The sequence below is a fragment of the Bradyrhizobium sp. SZCCHNS3052 genome (assembly GCF_032484495.1).
Lineage (GTDB): Bacteria > Pseudomonadota > Alphaproteobacteria > Rhizobiales > Xanthobacteraceae > Bradyrhizobium.
This window is the reverse complement of record NZ_JAUETB010000002.1, coordinates 526,332-544,766: the sequence shown is the minus strand read 5'-3', so window position 1 is coordinate 544,766 and position 18,435 is coordinate 526,332. Positions and strand designations below refer to the sequence as shown.

At 66.0% G+C, this 18,435-nt stretch carries 15 protein-coding genes and 1 riboswitch; of the genes, 8 read left to right on the top strand and 7 right to left on the bottom strand.

Translation table 11 applies throughout. The features are described 5' to 3' along the window. Positions 1–2: 2 nt before the first annotated feature. Complete coding sequence (alaS, locus tag QX073_RS10670) at positions 3–2,699, bottom strand: alanine--tRNA ligase (protein WP_315753149.1); 2,697 nt, start codon at positions 2,697–2,699, stop codon at positions 3–5. 181 nt (positions 2,700–2,880) lie between these two features. Continuing rightward, positions 2,881–2,991: riboswitch (glycine riboswitch) on the top strand. Between the two features lie 145 nt (positions 2,992–3,136). On the opposite strand from alaS, the gene gcvT reads away from it, so the two are divergent. From gcvT to gcvP, 3 genes are all read left to right on the top strand, one after another. Further along, complete coding sequence (gene gcvT, locus QX073_RS10665; protein ID WP_316202787.1) at positions 3,137–4,285, top strand: glycine cleavage system aminomethyltransferase GcvT; 1,149 nt, start codon at positions 3,137–3,139, stop codon at positions 4,283–4,285. A gap of 9 nt (positions 4,286–4,294) precedes the next feature. Further along, positions 4,295–4,660: a glycine cleavage system protein GcvH gene (gene gcvH / locus QX073_RS10660; RefSeq protein WP_315716067.1), complete on the top strand. Its 366-nt coding sequence runs from the start codon at positions 4,295–4,297 to the stop codon at positions 4,658–4,660. A 148-nt stretch (positions 4,661–4,808) separates the two neighbouring features. After that, positions 4,809–7,682: an aminomethyl-transferring glycine dehydrogenase gene (gcvP, locus tag QX073_RS10655; protein WP_316225729.1), complete on the top strand. Its 2,874-nt coding sequence runs from the start codon at positions 4,809–4,811 to the stop codon at positions 7,680–7,682. Here gcvP and QX073_RS10650 read toward each other — a convergent pair. Both QX073_RS10650 and recA read right to left on the bottom strand, forming a co-directional pair. Further along, entirely contained in the window at positions 7,661–8,773 is a 1,113-nt protein-coding gene (locus QX073_RS10650; protein WP_316225728.1) for a DUF1835 domain-containing protein, read from the bottom strand. The two genes, gcvP and QX073_RS10650, sit on opposite strands and share 22 nt — an antisense overlap. Before the next feature lie 264 nt (positions 8,774–9,037). Continuing rightward, positions 9,038–10,132, bottom strand: coding sequence for a recombinase RecA (recA, locus tag QX073_RS10645; protein ID WP_315828231.1), 1,095 nt, complete (start codon positions 10,130–10,132; stop codon positions 9,038–9,040). Positions 10,133–10,715: 583 nt separating this feature from the next. Between recA and QX073_RS10640 the strand changes: the two genes are divergently transcribed. The 3 genes from QX073_RS10640 (at position 10,716) to QX073_RS10630 (ending at position 12,831) form a co-directional block, all read left to right on the top strand. Then, entirely contained in the window at positions 10,716–11,009 is a 294-nt protein-coding gene (locus QX073_RS10640; protein WP_315716194.1) for a hypothetical protein, read from the top strand. A 1,261-nt stretch (positions 11,010–12,270) separates the two neighbouring features. Continuing rightward, positions 12,271–12,510 carry a DUF6894 family protein gene (locus QX073_RS10635; protein ID WP_012045383.1) on the top strand — a complete coding sequence of 80 codons (240 nt, stop codon included), beginning with the start codon at positions 12,271–12,273 and terminating at the stop codon, positions 12,508–12,510. A gap of 183 nt (positions 12,511–12,693) precedes the next feature. Next, on the top strand, positions 12,694–12,831 hold the full coding sequence (locus tag QX073_RS10630) for a hypothetical protein (RefSeq protein WP_315828230.1): 138 nt from the start codon (positions 12,694–12,696) through the stop codon (positions 12,829–12,831). Positions 12,832–12,849: 18 nt separating this feature from the next. On the opposite strand, the gene QX073_RS10625 is transcribed toward QX073_RS10630, so the two are convergent. Further along, positions 12,850–13,095: a hypothetical protein gene (locus tag QX073_RS10625; protein WP_315828229.1), complete on the bottom strand. Its 246-nt coding sequence runs from the start codon at positions 13,093–13,095 to the stop codon at positions 12,850–12,852. A 120-nt stretch (positions 13,096–13,215) separates the two neighbouring features. After that, positions 13,216–13,512 (bottom strand): hypothetical protein, encoded by a 297-nt coding sequence (locus tag QX073_RS10620; RefSeq protein ID WP_315716062.1) that lies wholly within the window; start codon positions 13,510–13,512, stop codon positions 13,216–13,218. 260 nt (positions 13,513–13,772) lie between these two features. Between QX073_RS10620 and QX073_RS10615 the strand changes: the two genes are divergently transcribed. After that, complete coding sequence (locus QX073_RS10615) at positions 13,773–14,231, top strand: PaaI family thioesterase (RefSeq protein ID WP_409977944.1); 459 nt, start codon at positions 13,773–13,775, stop codon at positions 14,229–14,231. A gap of 144 nt (positions 14,232–14,375) precedes the next feature. After that, positions 14,376–14,627: a PilZ domain-containing protein gene (locus QX073_RS10610; RefSeq protein WP_315716061.1), complete on the top strand. Its 252-nt coding sequence runs from the start codon at positions 14,376–14,378 to the stop codon at positions 14,625–14,627. Positions 14,628–14,642: 15 nt separating this feature from the next. Here the strand turns inward: QX073_RS10610 and QX073_RS10605 are convergent, their stop codons facing one another. After that, a complete protein-coding gene (locus QX073_RS10605) occupies positions 14,643–16,667 on the bottom strand; it encodes a pyrroloquinoline quinone-dependent dehydrogenase (RefSeq protein WP_315828228.1) in 2,025 nt (674 codons plus the stop codon). A 228-nt stretch (positions 16,668–16,895) separates the two neighbouring features. Further along, on the bottom strand, positions 16,896–18,407 hold the full coding sequence (locus tag QX073_RS10600; protein ID WP_315828227.1) for a caspase family protein: 1,512 nt from the start codon (positions 18,405–18,407) through the stop codon (positions 16,896–16,898). Positions 18,408–18,435 lie beyond the last annotated feature (28 nt).

Here is an 18,435-nt window from a genome sequence, read left to right as displayed (position 1 = left end):
GGTCAGCCTGCCTTGCTGATCGCGCTCTCGATCGCGGCCAGCGCAGCCTCCGCCTTGGAGCCGTCGGGACCGCCGGCCTGGGCCATGTCGGGACGGCCGCCGCCGCCCTTGCCGCCGAGCGCCTCGGACGCAGCCCGCACGAGGTCGACCGCATTGAAACGCGAAGTGAGATCGGCGGTGACGCCGACCACGACCCCGGCCTTGCCGTCCTCCGAGGTTGCGACGAGCGCGACCACGCCGGAGCCGAGCTGCTTCTTGGCGTCGTCGGCCAGCGACTTCAGATCCTTCATCTCGATGCCGGTGACCGCGCGCGCCATCAGCTTCACGCCGCCGACGTCGCGGACGCCGGCAGCAGGCGAGCCATTGCCGATCGAGGTGCCGCTGCCCATCGCGAGCTTCTTGCGCGCGTCCGACAGCTCGCGCTCAAGCTTCTTGCGCTCCTCCATCAGCGCGGTGATGCGCGCCGGCACGTCCTCGACCGTGGTGCGCAGCTCGGCCGCCGCCGCCTTGGCGAGCGAGAGGTTGTGGTTGGCATGCGCACGGGCGCCGCGCGCCGTCAGCGCCTCGATGCGGCGGACACCGGACGCCACCGCACTCTCCGAGGTGACCGCGATCAGGCCGATGTCGCCGGTGCGCCTGACATGGGTGCCGCCGCACAGCTCGACCGACCAGCCCAATGTATTAGAACCTTGGGCGTTATTGCCGTGATCACGCGCGGCGTTGCCCATCGAGACGACGCGGACCTCGTCGCCATATTTCTCGCCGAACAGCGCGCGGGCGCCGGCCTCGCGGGCATCGTCGAGCCCCATCAGGCGGGTCGTAACCTCGGCATTCTCGAGCACGACGTCGTTGGCGATGTCCTCGACGCGGGCGAGCTCTTCCGGGGTGATCGGCTTCGGATGGACGAAGTCGAAGCGCAGGCGGTCCGGAGAAACCAGCGAGCCGCGCTGGGCGATGTGGTCGCCGAGCACCTGGCGCAGCGCCTCGTGCAGGATGTGGGTCGCCGAGTGGTTGGCGCGGATCGCCGAGCGCCTGGTGTGGTCGACGTCGAGCTGCAGCGCCGCGCCGAGCTTGAGCGTGCCCTGCTCCACGGTGCCGATGTGCGCGAACAGGTCGCCAGCCTTCTTCTGGGTGTCGGTGATGCGCACGCGGACGCCGTCGCCGGTCATGAGGCCGGTGTCGCCGACCTGGCCGCCGGACTCGCCGTAGAACGGGGTCTGGTTCAGGACGATGACGCCGCTCTCGCCGGCCTTGAGGCTGTCGACCTCGGCACCGTTCTTGACCAGCGCGGTGACCGCGCCTTCGGCGGTCTCGGTCTCATAGCCGAGGAACTCAGTGGCGCCGAGCTTCTCGCGCAGCGGGAACCAGACGGTCTCGGTCGCAGCCTCGCCGCTTCCGGCCCAGGCCGCACGCGCCTTGGCACGCTGGCGGTCCATGGCGTCGGTGAAGGAGGCCTGGTCGACGCTGATGCCGCGCGACTTCAGCGCGTCCTGGGTGAGATCGAGCGGGAAGCCGTAGGTGTCGTACAGGGTGAAGGCGACGTCGCCGTCGAACATGTCACCCTTCGAGAGCGAGGCCGACTTCTCGTCGAGGATGGCCAGCCCGCGCTCCAGCGTCTTGCGGAAGCGGGTCTCTTCGAGCCGCAGCGTCTCCTTGATGAGCGCCTCGGCACGGATCAGCTCCGGATAGGCCTGGCCCATCTCGCGCGAGAGCGTGCCGACCAGCTTGTGCATCAAGGGCTCGCGGGCACCGAGCAACTGCGCGTGGCGCATCGCGCGGCGCATGATCCGGCGCAGCACATAGCCGCGGCCCTCGTTCGAGGGCAGCACGCCGTCCGAGATCAGGAACGACGAGGCGCGCAAATGGTCGGCGATGACGCGGAGCGACGCCTTCTGCGGGCCCTGCGGGTCGGCATTGGTGAGGTCGGCGATGGCGCGGATCAGGGCGACGAACAGGTCGATGTCGTAATTGTCGTGCTTGCCCTGCAGCACCGCGGCAACGCGCTCCAGGCCGGCGCCGGTGTCGATCGACGGCTTCGGCAGCGGATTGCGCACCCCGCCTTCGAGCTGCTCGTATTGCATGAACACGAGGTTCCAGATCTCGATGAAGCGATCGCCATCGGCCTCCGGCGAGCCGGGCGGGCCGCCCCAGATCTTGTCGCCGTGGTCGTAGAAGATCTCCGAGCACGGGCCGCACGGGCCGGTGTCGCCCATCTGCCAGAAATTGTCCGAGCCGGCGATCCGGATGATGCGCGATTCCGGCAGGCCGGCAATCTTCTTCCAGAGCCCGAACGCTTCGTCGTCATCGATGTAGACGGTCGCGGTCAGCTTGTCCTTCGGGAGGCCGAACTCCTTGGTGACGAGCTTCCAGGCGAGCTCGATGGCGTTCTCCTTGAAATAGTCGCCGAAGGAGAAGTTGCCGAGCATCTCGAAGAAGGTGTGGTGCCGGGCGGTGTAGCCGACATTGTCGAGATCGTTGTGCTTGCCGCCGGCGCGCACGCATTTCTGCGACGTCGTGGCGCGGTTGTAGGGCCGCTTCTCGACGCCGGTGAAGACGTTCTTGAACTGCACCATGCCGGCGTTCGTGAACATCAGGGTCGGGTCGTTGCGCGGCACGAGCGGCGAGGACGGCACGATCTCATGGCCGTTCGCAGCGAAGAAATTGAGGAAGGTCGACCTGATCTCGTTGACGCCGCTCATAGCAATCCAATCGAAGAAGTCCGGGAATTCGGCGGCAATGCTTTTAGACAAGGCGACTTCGCGTGTCCAGAAACTGTGCAGAAACATCATGGGCTTGCTGCACGGCTCCTAAAGCTGGTTGAAAGCCGCCGTGACGCGTTGACAGCTTGCGCGGGCTGGTGTTTGGTCCCGGACATAGACGACAGTCGCGTCGGGAGAGACTGGCCTTTGAGGTTCTGGTTGAACGTCAAGGGTCGGCGCCGAAGGAGCAACCGCCCCGGAAACTCTCAGGCAAAAGGACCCTCGCGACTGCAACTGCATCTGGAAAGAGACGCTTGTCCGGTTTTGACCGGGACGCGTCCGCCGACGGGATAATACTCTCAGGCACAGCGACAGATGGGGCTTCGGTGGCGTTTTTCGGGACTGGTCCCGAGGAACCGCGCGAGGATCCCTGATCGATGGCTGAACCGGCTGCCCCCCCTTTTTTGAAGCGAACGCCGCTCCATGCGCTGCATGTCAGCCTTGGCGGCAAGATGGTGCCCTTCGCGGGCTATGAGATGCCGGTGCAGTACGCGCCCGGCGTGCTCAAGGAACACCTCCATACCCGCAGCGCGGCCGGGCTGTTCGACGTGTCCCACATGGGGCAGGTCGCGCTGGTGCCGAAATCCGGCAAGGTCGCCGACGCCGCAGCCGCGCTCGAGCGGCTGGTGCCTCAGGACGTCATCGGCATTCCCCCGGGCCGGCAGCGCTATGCCCAGTTCACCAATGCCGAGGGCGGCATTCTCGATGACCTGATGGTGGCGAATTTCGGCGAGCACCTGGTGCTGGTGGTCAACGCCGCCTGCAAGGACGCCGACATCGAGCTGCTGCGCGACGGGCTGTCCGACGTCTGCGAGGTGCAGCCGCTGACCGACCGGGCACTCCTGGCGTTGCAGGGGCCGAAGGCCGCGAGCGTGCTGGCGAAATTCTGCGCTGATGCCGAGGGCATGCGTTTCATGGATTCCGGCCCGCGTACGGTCGACGGGCTCGCCTGCTACGTCTCGCGCTCCGGCTACACCGGCGAGGACGGCTACGAGATCTCCGTTCCCGCCGCCAAGGCCGAGCAGCTCGCCGAAGCGCTGCTGTCGGACAAGGACGTGCTGCCGATCGGACTGGGCGCCCGCGACAGCCTGCGGCTCGAGGCCGGGCTCTGTCTCTATGGCCACGACATCGACACGGCGACGACCCCGGTCGAGGCCGCTCTGGAGTGGTCGGTGCAGAAGGTCCGCCGCAGCGGCGGCGCGCGCGCCGGCGGCTTCCCCGGCGCTGACAAGATCCTTGCCCAGTTCGATGGCGGTGCGACACGCCGCCGCGTCGGCCTGAGGCCCGAGGGCCGCGCGCCGGTGCGCGAGGGAGCTGCGCTGTTCGCGTCGGCCGATTCAGCCGAGCCGGTCGGCCAGGTCACCTCTGGTGGCTTCGGCCCGACGCTGAATGCTCCGGTCGCGATGGGTTACGTGCCGACCACTCTCTCTGCGCTCGACACCCCATTGTTCGCCGATGTGCGCGGCCAACGCCTGCCGCTGCGCGTCGCCGCCATGCCCTTCGTTCCCAACACCTACAAGCGCTGAAGGACGTCCATGACCACGCTCTACACCTCCGACCATGAATGGCTCAGCATCGATGGCGACACAGCCACCATTGGCATCACCGACTATGCGCAGGCCCAGCTCGGCGACGTCGTGTTCGTGGAGCTGCCGCAGGTCGGCCGCGCGCTGAAGAAGTCGGAAGCCGCCGCGGTGGTCGAATCGGTCAAGGCCGCCTCGGACGTCTACGCGCCGATCACCGGCGAGGTGGTCGAGGTCAACCAGGCGATCGTCGACGAACCTGCGCTCGTCAACACCGACGCCGGCGGCAAGGCCTGGTTCTTCAAGCTCAAGATCGCCGACCGGGGCGAACTCGGCGGCCTGATGGATGAGGCCGCCTACAAGGCGCATACGGCGTGAGACGTGCGGTGCGGCGACACTCACCACTGTCATCGCCCGGCTCGACGGGGCGATCCAGTACGCCGCGCTCTCTCCGCCTGATCTCACCATCGATGTTTACTGGATGCCCCGCCGTCGCGGGGCATGACGAGGCATAGAGGATTTGCTCATGACCACGCCGCTCAAGCCGCTCGATGATGCCGCCACCAGCTTCGCCCGCCGCCATATCGGCCCCTCGCCGCGCGACGTCGCGGCGATGCTGGAGACCGTGGGCGCCAAGAGCGTGTCGGAACTGATGGCGCAGACGCTGCCCGGCACGATCCGGCAGACGGCGCCGCTCACCCTGGAGCCGGCGCTGAGCGAGCCCGAAGCGTTGTCGCACATGCGAGCACTGGCGGCGCGGAATCAGGTCTTCACCTCGCTGATCGGCCAGGGATATTCCGGCACGCTCATGCCGGCGGTGATCCAGCGCAACATCCTGGAGAACCCGGCTTGGTACACGGCCTACACTCCCTATCAGCCGGAGATCAGCCAGGGCCGGCTGGAGGCGCTATTCAACTTCCAGACCATGATCTGCGATCTCACCGGGCTCGACGTCGCCAACGCCTCGCTGCTCGACGAGGCCACGGCGGCGGCGGAAGCGATGGCTCTGGCCGAGCGTTCGGCGCGGGCGAAGACCAAGGCGTTCTTCGTCGATCGGAACGTGCATCCGCAGACGCTGGCGGTGCTGCGCACCCGCGCGGAGCCGCTCGGCTGGCAGCTGATCGTCGGCGACCCCGCCGAGGATCTGGACGGCACCGAGGTGTTCGGCGGCCTGCTGCAATATCCGGACACGACGGGCGCGCTGCGCGATCCGCGCGCCGCGATTGCCAAGCTGCATGACAAGGGCGCGCTCGCGATCCTCGCCGCCGACCTGCTGGCGGTGACCGTGATTGCCTCGCCGGGGGAACTCGGCGCCGACATCGCGATCGGCTCGGCGCAGCGCTTCGGCGTGCCGATGGGCTATGGCGGACCGCATGCGGCCTACATGGCGGTGCGCGATGCGCTGAAGCGGTCGCTGCCCGGCCGCATCGTCGGCCTCTCCGTCGATTCACGCGGGGCTCCCGCCTATCGGCTGGCGCTGCAGACCCGCGAGCAGCACATCCGCCGCGAGAAGGCGACCTCGAACATCTGCACGGCGCAGGTGCTGCTGGCGGTGATTGCCGCGATGTACGCGGTCTATCATGGCCCCGACGGGCTGAAGGCGATCGCCCGCACCGCGCATCGGCGGACCGCGGTGCTGGCTGCAGGGCTGCGCAAGCTCGGCTTTGCGCCGGAAAGCGAGGCCTTCTTCGACACGGTCACCGTCGAGGCCGGCGCCAAGTCCGAGTCGATCATCGCCCGCGCGGAAGGCGAGCGGATCAATCTCGGGCGCGACGGCAGCAGGCTGCGGATCGCGCTCGATGAGACCACGACGGCCGATGTCGTCGAAGCCGTCTGGCGCGCTTTCGGCGGCGAGCTCTCCTACACGACGATCGAGGCGGAAGCGCGCGAGGCTCTGCCGGCCGAGCTCAAGCGGCAGCGGCCGTTCCTGACCCATCCGGTGTTCCACGCGCATCGCTCCGAGACCGAGATGCTGCGCTATCTGCGCAAGCTCGCGGACCGCGACCTCGCGCTCGATCGCGCGATGATTCCGCTCGGCTCCTGCACGATGAAGCTCAACGCGACGACCGAGATGATTCCACTGACGTGGCCGGAATTCGCCAGCCTGCACCCGTTCGTGCCGCGCGCGCAGGCCGCCGGCTATCATACGATGTTCGCCGATCTGACCGACTGGTTGTGCCGGATCTCCGGCTATGACGCGGTGTCGCTGCAGCCGAACTCGGGCGCGCAGGGCGAATATGCCGGCCTCCTGGCGATCCGCGGCTACTACGCCGCCCGCGGCGAGGGCCATCGCACCATCTGCCTGATTCCTTCCTCCGCCCACGGCACCAACCCGGCCTCCGCGCACATGGCCGGCATGGAGGTGGTCGTGGTCGGCTGCGATGCAGGCGGCAATGTCGATCTGGCCGATCTCAAGGCCAAGGCGGAAGCGCATAGCGCCAAGCTCGCCGCCATCATGATCACCTATCCCTCGACGCATGGCGTGTTCGAGGAGCACATCCGCGACATCTGCGACGTCGTCCATGCCCACGGCGGACAGGTCTATCTCGACGGCGCCAACCTCAATGCGCAGGTCGGCCTCGCCAGACCCGGCGATTACGGCGCCGATGTCAGCCATTTCAACCTGCACAAGACCTTCTGCATTCCGCATGGCGGCGGCGGCCCGGGCATGGGCCCGATCGGCGTTAAGGCGCATCTGGCGCCCTTCCTGCCCGGTCACCCCGCGACCGACGGCGCGAGCGCGCATCCGATCGGGCCGGTCTCGGCCGCACCCTACGGCTCGGCCTCGATCCTGACCATCTCCTACATCTACATGCTGCTGATGGGCGGCGACGGCCTGACCCGCGCCACCGAGATTGCGATCCTCAACGCCAACTACGTCGCGGCGCGGCTCGATGCGCATTTTCCGGTGCTCTACCGCAACGAGCGCGGCCGCGTCGCGCATGAATGCATCATCGACCCGCGGCCGCTCAAGCAGAGCAGCGGCGTCACCGTCGACGACATCGCCAAGCGGCTGATCGACTACGGCTTCCACGCGCCGACCATGAGCTTCCCGGTGGCGGGCACCTTGATGATCGAGCCGACGGAATCGGAGTCCAAGGCGGAGCTCGACCGCTTCTGCGACGCCATGATCGCGATCCGGAAGGAGATCGCCGAGGTCGAACAGGGCCGCTTTGGAATCGAGGCCTCGCCGCTGCGCCACGCGCCGCACACGGTGCACGACATCGCCGACGACGACTGGAACAGGGCCTACCGGCGCAGCGAGGGCTGCTTCCCCGCGGGCACCTCGCGCACCGACAAGTACTGGTGTCCGGTCGGCCGCGTCGACAACGTCTACGGCGACCGCAATCTGGTGTGCTCATGCCCGCCGGTGGCGGACTACGCCCAGGCGGCGGAGTAAGCCTCCTCACGCATGTTCCAGTGGATCGGGCGCCACGGCTCGCGACAATCAATGACGTGAGGCGTGCCGGGATCCGGAGCGATGAGCACCGCATGCCAACGCCAGAGATTGGCGTTGATCAATTCGGTGCCGCCCCACCAGCGCCGGATCGGATTATGGCTGCTGAAATCCTCCTCGCCGGCCAGGATCGCCTTGCCGAGCGGCGTCAGCGACAGCGTGCTCGCCTTGTAGCGCTCGAGGCGTTCACGGCTGTCGTGCATCTCGACCGAGAACGGCCGTTCGGCGAGGCCCGAAATTGCCGGCGCCGGCGCCAGTGCCAGACCGTCGAGCAACGCGCCTCCCTCCCAATAGTCATAGACGCGGCGTTGAAAGCGATCCCGATGATGCGGCAACAGGTCGAATGGGTGCTGATAGCCGGCTGACAGCAATTCGAGGATTCTCAGCTCCGATGCTCCCAGGCCCGTCGCAACACCGGGAAGCTCATCGAGCATCTCCTGCACGCAGCGGCGAAGCTGCGGCAGTGCACTGAGATCCTGCTTCAACAGATCGAGCCAGGCTTGCGGCGTGGGCGCCCGAAACGCCTGCCATGCCAGATGGCCCAAATCGAGATGCTCACGCGCAAGCTCTACGCCGGCAATGGCCCGACCGGCGAGTCGCCCGGCCGGGGCATCGGATAGCGGGACATCGACATGCCGCAATACGATCTTCGTCGCGATCTCCGCGTGATGGCGCAGATAGTCCAAGAGCCAGATCAGCACCAACTGGTCGTTCGGACGGGTCCCCATCCACAGCTCGACGCTATCGCAACGGTCGACAAGTTCGAGAAAACTCTGACTCCGCCCGCCGACCGCCATGAAGTCGCCACGCGAGGCGAAATCCAACCAATGCCCGCGCTTCGGTCGCGCGGTGCGCTGGACGAGATAAGCCGATAACTCGGCATCTGATGGCAACGGTCCCCATACGAAACGATGGAGAATTGGCACCACCAGGTCGGCAAAGCCGCCTCTCCGAAGCGCTCCGGCGCTGGGATCATCGGCCGCTAGAATCAAACGCGTCATGCTGTTGGCTCCGGCACGACCTGATTGGCTCAAGACGCTATCAACACGCTCGCGATCGGCTCCCGGCGCCCAGGGCTGGCGTCGGAAATGTCGGTGCCGCCGCGCGGATCCGGTCCGCTCGCCCGCGCACGCGCTTTCGACTATTCGCGCTGAAGATCGTATCCGGCGTTCGGAAACTCAGGCTCACTGCATTCGATCATGCAGCAACCGCAGATTTCGGCAGAACACCACACATCTGCAAACGGGCGCCGGAACGTCGGCAACGCAACGTCCACGGCACCCGCTGCCGTCTTGCCTCTACTCCTCCGCCGGCTCCTCGCCGTCGGCGTCGGCGTCGCGCTCGGCGTTGCCGGCCAGGATCTGCTCGGCGATCAGGCCGGAGTTCTGGCGGATCGCGGCTTCGATCTTGGCGGTCATGTCCGGATTGGCCTTGAGGAACGATTTCGAATTCTCACGTCCCTGCCCGAGACGCTGGCTATCGTAGGAGAACCAGGCGCCGGACTTCTCGACGATGCCGGCCTTGACGCCGAGATCGAGGATCTCGCCCATCTTGGAGACGCCCTCGCCATACATGATGTCGAACTCGACCTGCTTGAACGGCGGCGCCAGCTTGTTCTTCACCACCTTCACGCGGGTGGAATTGCCGATCACCTCGTCGCGCTCCTTGATCGCGCCGATGCGGCGGATGTCGAGGCGGACCGAAGCATAGAACTTCAGCGCATTGCCGCCGGTGGTGGTCTCCGGCGAGCCGTACATCACACCGATCTTCATGCGGATCTGGTTGATGAAGATCACCATCGTGTTGGACTTGTTGATCGAGGCCGTCAGCTTGCGCAGAGCCTGGCTCATCAGGCGGGCCTGCAGGCCCGGCAGCGACTCGCCCATCTCGCCTTCGAGTTCGGCCTTCGGCACCAGCGCCGCCACGGAGTCGACCACCAGCACGTCGACCGCACCGGAACGCACCAGGGTGTCGCAGATCTCCAGCGCCTGCTCACCCGTATCCGGCTGCGAAATCAGAAGCTCGTCGATGTTCACGCCGAGCTTGCGCGCATACACCGGATCGAGCGCATGCTCGGCATCGATGAAGGCGCAGATGCCGCCCTTCTTCTGCGCTTCCGCCACCGTGTGCAGCGCCAGCGTGGTCTTGCCCGAGGATTCCGGCCCGTAGATCTCGACGATGCGGCCCTTCGGCAGACCGCCGATGCCGAGCGCGATGTCGAGCCCGAGCGAGCCGCTGGACACCGTATCGACATCCATCGAACGGTCGTTCTTGCCCAGCTTCATCACCGAGCCCTTGCCGAACTGACGCTCGATCTGGGACAGCGCAGCGGAGAGCGCCTTACTCTTATCCATGGAGGAACCTTCGACGATACGCAGGGCGGTGGCGGACATTGGCGCTCCTTATGGCGGGGATTCGCGGGATGGACAAACGGTTAACGAGGTCGGCCAGCAATCTTGAGGCGAATGTACTCCATCCGTTCTTTGTTCGCAATATGTTCTTCTCGACATTCACACCTCTCTTTCACAAACCCCTGGCAACCCGCGGGAGACACGCCTGCCGCTCGAAGGCCGAGGGCCGGCGCGCAGTGCACCGAGCACCAGCGAGGGAGCGCTGCCCGATCAGCGCGCCCGGAAGCGAAGTACGGCATGCTGGATGCTGGATGACGGCGACTGCGAAGGGATCCCGATTCCAGCTGGAGGCGGAAGCCATGCGCGCGAGCGGCGCAGCCGCCGACCGGCGATCACGCGGATTAAAACCAAACTGTCCGAGCGCTCCAACCTCATCTCCCGCACCAGCGGCAGACGCCGACCCAACTATAAATTGTTATTGTCGTCTCGGCCGTGTCCCATCATCCTGCTGGTCCTTCTCTGTGAGCCTCGCAGACTGCTTCCAATTTTCGGAACCAGCATGACCGGATCCAACAACGAACAGACCCTCACGCTGTGGCGCCCTGTCGGCCCAAAGGAGCTTGCCTTGATCGAGGCGTCGGGCATGCGTGCGTTTCCGCCGCGCCTTCCGGAGCAGCCGATCTTCTACCCGGTGCTGACCGAGGACTATGCCGTGAAGATCGCACGGGACTGGAACGTGCCGGCGAGCGGCGCCGGCCACGTGCTGCGCTTTGCGATCCTGCGAGGCTTCATCGACACCTACGAGGTGCGCGAGGCCGGCGGCCGCAAGCATCGCGAGTACTGGATTCCCAGCGAAGACCTCGCCGACTTCAACGCCGCAATCGTTGGACCGATCGTGCTTGTCAGGTCTTTTCCTTGAAACTACCAACTCCTACACGCGTGCGTAGATCGCACATTCCGTGGTTCTCCTGAGAGGAACGAAGTTCCATCGCCTCTTCTGCTTTTGTTCGGCTCGTCGTGCGTGCAGGCGCACGATTTCGATGCAGACGCGCAGCCGCGCGCAAGCGGCGGCCGGCCATCAGGTTCCGCATCACGTGGCGTGCAAGCACTCGACGGCCACCATATGACGGACGACAGATGAAGCGACGAACCTCGGACGCCCCCGTGTCGGACCCTGCCCAAGGATGCGTTAGCGCGCCATTGGCGCGGCTCCTCATGCCGGCCCGAGGAATGGCCCGGAAAAAACCCGCGTGATCCGCATCACGCGCGCCGGCGCTCACGACATCTTCAAGCCACAAACCATTGTCATAAACTTTGGGTTGCGTTATAGAATCGTGGTTGTCGTACGTCTGAGCAGATTTTTGATCAGCCCCGGATTTGTTTGTTCGTTGCGATGATGGTCGCCGCACATCCTCTAGTGTATCGCCTTTGGTGTGCCGTCGACCGATCCCTTGCAGCCTGCCAGCTCCGACACTTGCAGGCTCCGTCACACGTAGGCGCACGGCCCTGAAACCATCCGCGCCGAAAGAAAGCCCCGGACGACGTCCGGGGCTTTCGACGTTGATAGCTCCGCTCGGGATGCATCTCCCTCCGTCATTGTCGTGATGTCGGGGAACGGATCGCGTGCGTTGCGCTTCATATTGGCGATGACAACAAATGACGTGACGTGCCCGTCCTGCAGGGCCGGCCTTCAAAGGATCGAGCTTCACTCGCAGCAAGACGCCGCGGGAGAGAGGCGTTGTCCGGCCTGCGATGAACTCTTGGAAATGGTCGACGGCGCGACGCAGATCGCCTACCGACTGACAGTCGTGCCGGAACGGATCTTCGACCACAGCCAGGTGCGCGTCCCACGGCGGCCGATCGAGATTGCAACCTTGATCTGACGCAAGGCACGCCTACAGATTTCGCACTAATTTAATCGTGTCACTGCCGAACTGCCCTCGCTGGGAAGCTACGACGTTGACGCCGAGCCTCGGACCGCAGCGGTCCGAGGCTCATTCGTTGGCCCGCGATTCGTCCGGTTGCGCCGCACATCACCAACGGCAATCAGCCTAACCGAAGCGATCAGCGCGACCGACCGTATTTTACCGGAATTGATCCGAGTGGGTTTTGCGCTTCCATTTGTGGTGCGTACATCAAACCCAGCGGCCTGGGGCGGTCAGGGCTCACCGGTTTTGGCAATGCCGCTCTATTTCTTTCGTATCCGCAACGGCCACTTCTCAGGCGCGTCCGAGTATGGGACCGAGTGCGCCGACCGCAATGCAGCCTGGAAAGAGATGACCACCGTCTGTGCCGACATGGCCAGCAGCATCTCGCGCAAGCTCGCCGAAAACTCCGAATGGCAGATGGAGCTGCTCGACGAGGCAAGGCAGCCGGTCTTCCGCATCCGGATCGTCGCCGAGTCGCTGGATCAGGCCTGACGGCTCGCCACACCTCTTGTGGATCGTCGCAGGCGAAAGACGCAACCTAAGATTGCAGTCAACGAGGTTGACTGCGCGTCATTTCGGCAGCCGAACTTGATCGAGATCAAAATGCCTGTCTGCATCTTGGCAGACATTTAAATTTGTATGGGTAATCTGATCTTCAAATGTCCGCGAACGGGGATGAACGTGCAGCATTGGCTGGAAGAGCCGAAGCCGGGCGATCCCACGTGCTCCTATGAAACCGTGGTCTGCAAGGCCTGCACGCGGCTTCATTTCATCAATCGCGATACACGCAAGCTTCTTGGCGAAAAGGAATGAGGCGCTCGCGGCAATCGTTCAATCGGCGCTGGGAAGCCGTCGCATCGTGAACTCGATGGCCCCATCGGGAAGCTCGCGCCAGCTTTCGACCGCGCTCATGTAGCCGGCCTTGGGATAGCGGGTCAGATAGTCACGGGCCTTGGCGCGCGCTTGCTCGCGCGGCAGCGTGAACGTGTCGCGAACGTAGCCGTCGCGAGCCCCCACGGCGCCCTTCTGGCGCCGGGCCGCCATCCGGCTGGCAATGTCCCGGGGGCGCATCCCCATCGACGAACTCCAACGCGCTGCCACACCGTCAATATAGACGGGGCCGCGAGGAATCCGAGTCCGCAATCGGCAAATGGGCCCCGAAGGGTCAGAGCCCGCCCGACCCGAGCGCGATAAATCTCAGTTGGTGCTGCCGACAGCCTTCGGCTTCTTGGCCGCGGTGGTCTTCATGGCAGGCGCCGCCTTGGGCTGCTCCGCCGCCCGGACGTTGCCCCAGGGATCGGTGCTCGTCTTGGCGTCCGGAATCTTGCGCATGGTGTCCCTGTAGGCCTGCTCCCGCGCCGCTTCGGCCTCTTTCTCCTCGGGCGACTTGGAGGGACCGTCGGCGAGAAGGTTGATGTTGGGCATCTGCGCCATTGCGGGCACCGCCCAGCCGGCCAGCACGGCGACCGCCATCGTCACGATCAGCTTCTTCATTGGTTACTCCCCGGTATAGGCGCCTTATACCATCGCTTCGCCATGCGCCAAGCCCGCGGCACTGTGCCGGAACGGTGGAGCGCAGGTCGGGATGTTCACGGCCGCATCGTCTGCGCGCACCTCCCGTCTGTTCCACGGCAGGCCATCATCATAGTTTTCCAACTCCGGCCTTTTCAAGCCGCCGCTCTGCGGCAACATTCCGGCAGCTCCGCCGATCGCGGCGAGGCAAGTCGATGCCAAGACACGTCGATGACACGATCATGGAAGGACCTCCGCGCGTGCCGAACGAGACCCTGAACTTCACCACCGACGACGCGAGGCGCATCCTCGATGACGTGTTCGCGCCCTGGATCAAGGATCTTGGCTTGATCGTCGAGGACATCGCGCCGTCTCCGCAGGGCGAAGCCGGCGCCATCCTGCGCATGCCGTTTTCGCCGCGGCTCTGCCGCGACAATGGCGTCGTCTGCGGCCAGGCGCTGATGGCTTTTGCCGATACCGCGATGGTGATCGGGATGGTCACCGCCAGCGGCGGCTACCGGCCGATGACCACTGTCGACCAGACCACGCATTTCATGCGCGCCATTGCCTCCGCCGACGTGATGGCCGATGCGCGCGTGGTGCGGATGGGCCGCACCATGAGCTTCGGCCGGGTCACACTGACCAGCGCCGGCGATGGCAAGCCAGTGGCCATGGTGTCGAGCGCCTTCGCGATGCTCTGATCCGCGGCCTGGCCGGGTTAACGAAACGTGAAGGCGAGGGCCCGGGCTTCGCACGCCGGATTCATCTGATCGAAACGCGAGCCTGATTTATTTTAGGTGCTTTTGACGCGAAAGGTGACGCCGTCCGGCACCGGAATACAGGCCATGAGCGAGACGAGTGACAAGCGCATTGCACCGAGGCATCGGGTGCTGAAGCAGGGCAGGCTGGCATTCGACGGCGGCGGCGCGGTCGATTGCATGGTCCGCAACATGTCCGACACCGGCGCCAGGGTCGAGGTGGTCAGTCCGGTCGGTCTGCCCGAAGCCTTCACGCTGGTGATCCCGGCCGACAAATTCACGCGGCGCTGCCACGCAGTCTGGAGCCACGACAAGCGGATCGGCGTGGCATTCGACTGATAGCGGCGCGGCGGGCTAGACCCACCGCAGGCGCCATCGCCACAACACCACCAACAGGCCGGCCAGCACCCCGGCCGCGAGCAGGGAGCCGGCGGCGAACCGTCCGCCCGGACGATCAATCGTCCGTGACCACAGCGAGGGCCCTTCGCCATCGCGCGCCAGCCGAAACGCCACGACGCTGTCGCCGAGCGACGTTCCCGCCTCCGAATGGCCGCCGGCTGCGGTCACCACGAATTGCTCGCCCTTCCATTCATAGGTCATCGGATTGGCGACGCCCGGCGCGGGCAACCGGCCCTGCCAGAGCTCCTGACCTGAGACAGCATCAAAGGCGCGCAGATAGGCGTCCATTGCGCCGGTGAAGACGAGGCCGCCGGCTGTGACCACGACGCCGTTGACGAGCGGCGTGCCCCATTTGAACGCCAGCCCGAGCGGTGCGCGATCCTCGGTGGTACCGACGGTCGAGCGCCACAGGATCTTGCCGGCCTTGAGATCGACCGCGACCATTTCGCCCCATGGCGGCCGGTTGCACAACAGGCCGAGCTTGGACATGGCGACCACCCGCGTCACCGCGAACGGCGACCCGCGCTGCAGCCCGACATCGACACCACGCGGCGGCGTCATCCCGTCAGCTTCCGCACGCGGGATCAGCCGGACGATGTGGATGGCACGGCTGACATTGGCGTAGAGGATCTGATGGACGGGATCGAACGCCGCCCCGCCCCAGTTCACGCCGCCGCCGGTCATCGGAAACAGCAACGTGCCCTGGATCGTGGGCGGCGTGTACAAACCCTCATTGCGCAATGGCGCGAGCTGATCGTCGCAGGAGGAATCCAGGACGCGCGGCACGGCCCTGAAAATATCATCCGCTGCGAAGCGCTGATCGAGCAGCGGCGGCACATGGGTCGGGAATGGCTGCGTCGGTGATAGAACCTCACCCTCGGCGGCGCCTTGCGGCACTGCGCGCTCCTCCACCGGCCAGACCGGCGCGCCGGTGTCGCGGTCGAGCACGAACACGAAGCCCTGCTTGGTCGGCTGTATGACGACGTCACGCGCCCCCTGCCCGGCATCGATTAGGGCCAACGTCGGCTGCGCCGGCAGATCGTAATCCCAGACGTCGTGGTGCGTGGTCTGAAACGACCAGGCCAGTTCGCCGCTTTCAATCCGCAAAGCGACCACGGAATCGGCATGCCGGTTGTCACCCGGACGCGCACCGCCGAAGAAATCCGGACTGGGCGACGAGGTCGGAAGGAAGACGAGGCCGCGCGTCTCGTCGACCGACATCGGCGCCCAGACGTTCGCATGTCCCGCCGCGATGCCGTCATGGATCAACGGATCGAAACTCCAACGCAGCGCGCCGGTGCGCGCATCGAAACCGCGGACCGTGCCTTTGGGCGCATCGACCCGCACATTGTCGCCGATCGATGAGCCGACCACCACGACACCCCCGCCCACCACCGGCGCCGAGGTGATCTGGAACTCGCCCGGCCATAGCAGATCCTTGGAAATGTCGATCCGCGCTTCGCCGTCCGATCCAAAGCCGGCGCAGGGCTGTCCCGTTTGCGCGTCGAGGGCGATCAGGCGAGCATCGACCGTGCCCATGAACAGCCTGCTGCGGCATGCCGCGCCGGCCGGCGCCCGCTCGTCCACCCAATGGGCAACGCCGCGGCAGGCATAGCGATTGGCCGGGCGCCGCCCGTCACCGACCTTGGGATCGAAACGCCAGCGCTGCACGCCGGTGCCGGGATCGAGCGCGACCACCTCATTGAACGGCGTGCAGAACACCAGGCTGTCCTCGACCAGGATCGGCGTCGCCTCGAACTTGGTCCGCAAGGCTGCCGCGGGCGGCCGGCGCTGCAGATCCGCGGTGTGATAGTCCCAGGCAGGCACCAGCCGATCGACATTGGAAGGCGTGATCTGCGCCAGCGGCGAGAACCGCGTTCCACCGGCATCGCCGCCCCAGTGCTGCCAGCCAAGGGCCGGCACGACCGTCAACTGGCTCCCGACGAGGACCGCGCAAACACCTGCTCGACGCAACGACATGACCCTTCCCTCCCGCAGACTGCATCCGAAGCGACGCACCGGGACGATGAAAGCAGCCTTCGCGGGCGGATCGAGCAGGATGGGACGGGCGGCGGCATCCGCGGGACGAGTGGTGAGGAGCGATGACGAATGGCAGAACCGAGAGGATGACCCGAACGGACGTCCCCCGCCAAACATCAGTGGCCGCCCTTGCGGGCGGCCACATCGATGCGCAGACGTCAGCCAGCTTCAGTAGCCATAGCCGCGCCGTGTCGGATAGTTCTGAGGTGCCCGCCCATAGCCACCGCCATAGCCGCCGCCGATGCCGATCCCGATACTGACCGGCGGCACCACGCGCACCGGCGGTCCATAATACGCGCGCGGCGGAGGCGGTGGCGCGTAGACGACGACATCGTCGTCAGGGTCGCGTCGGGGCGTGCGGCCGGCGCGCTTGGGAGGGTCCTCGTCGCGCTTCCTCGCCGGCTTCTCTTCGACCCGCTTCGGCGTCTCAGACTTCCGAGCCGGCGGAGGCGTCTGCGAGCATGGGCAGGTCGGGCCTGCCGCGGCAACGGCCGGCACGACCGGCAGGGTTGCCGAAGTGGCGGCCGGGGTCGCTGCATTGGCGGCCGCCACCACCGGCGTCACCACGGGCCGGTTGCGCAGGCGCTCGATCAGCTTGCGCGCGGTCGGGGTCAGGTCGCTGTTCGGATAGCGGTCGAGAAAGCCCTGATAGGACGCCACCGTATTGATCAGCACCGCCTCGTTCCAGGCTGCCATCCTGTTGTGGAGGTCGAGCCATTCGCGCGCCTGCGGGCCATAGGGCGGCGCGGTGTAGAGCGTCACGAAGGCCTCATACGCCTCGACGCTGCCGTCGCCGACGATGATTTCGTTGGCGGCCTCGATCGGCTTGCCCTCCAGGCTGCGCTTCCATTCGTCGACGCTGCGCTTGGCGACGACCGGCCGCGGGCCGGCATTGGCAGCGCCCCCATCCGCCGACCCGACGAAGCGAAAATCCTCCGTCAAGGACGACGAATCCCACGGCGTCTGCCGGCCCTCGGTGACCTTGTTCACCGCAACGCGCACGCGCTTGAACGCCTGCTCGATGGGAAGGTCCGGCTCCCGCGCCGCCTGCAGCAGTGCGGTGGTATAGGGGCTGTTGGCGCCGGTGCCATCCTCGGCTTCCGCGCCGGGCGAGGTCGAGTAGGACAGGAAGGTGCCCGGCGCTCCCGTCTTTGTGTCGACCAGCGCAAGGCCACGGCCCGCGTTCTGGCTGATGGCGGGAAACGGATTGTTGCGGCAGGCATCGAGCAGCAGGATTCGCATCCGGCTCGGCACCGAATTGAGCGTGTTCAGGAGATCGTTGAGACGCACGGCCTGCAGCGGAATGTCGGCTTCACGTCGCGGATCGACGTCCACGGGTACGAGATAGTTCTCGCCATCGATCTGCAGTCCGTGGCCGGCATAGAACACCAGCGCCACCGTGTCGGGTCCCTTGGCCGCGATCTTGGCGGCGAAGTCGCCGACCTCCCTGTTGAGGTCCCGCTGCGACAGATCGGCGGCGGTCGTCACGTCGAACCCCGCTTCACCCAGCATCTTCGCCATTGCCTTGGCGTCGTTGGCGGGATTCGGCAGCGGCGTCACCGAACGATAGGCCGACTGCCCGATCACCAGCGCCAGCCTGCTGCTTTCAGCCAATGCGGGAGCAAGGCCGGCAAACAGGCCGCCGGCGAGCAATGCAGCCCTGAGAGCGTGCCGAAACATGGGATCTCCAATCTGCTCATGGCGTGCC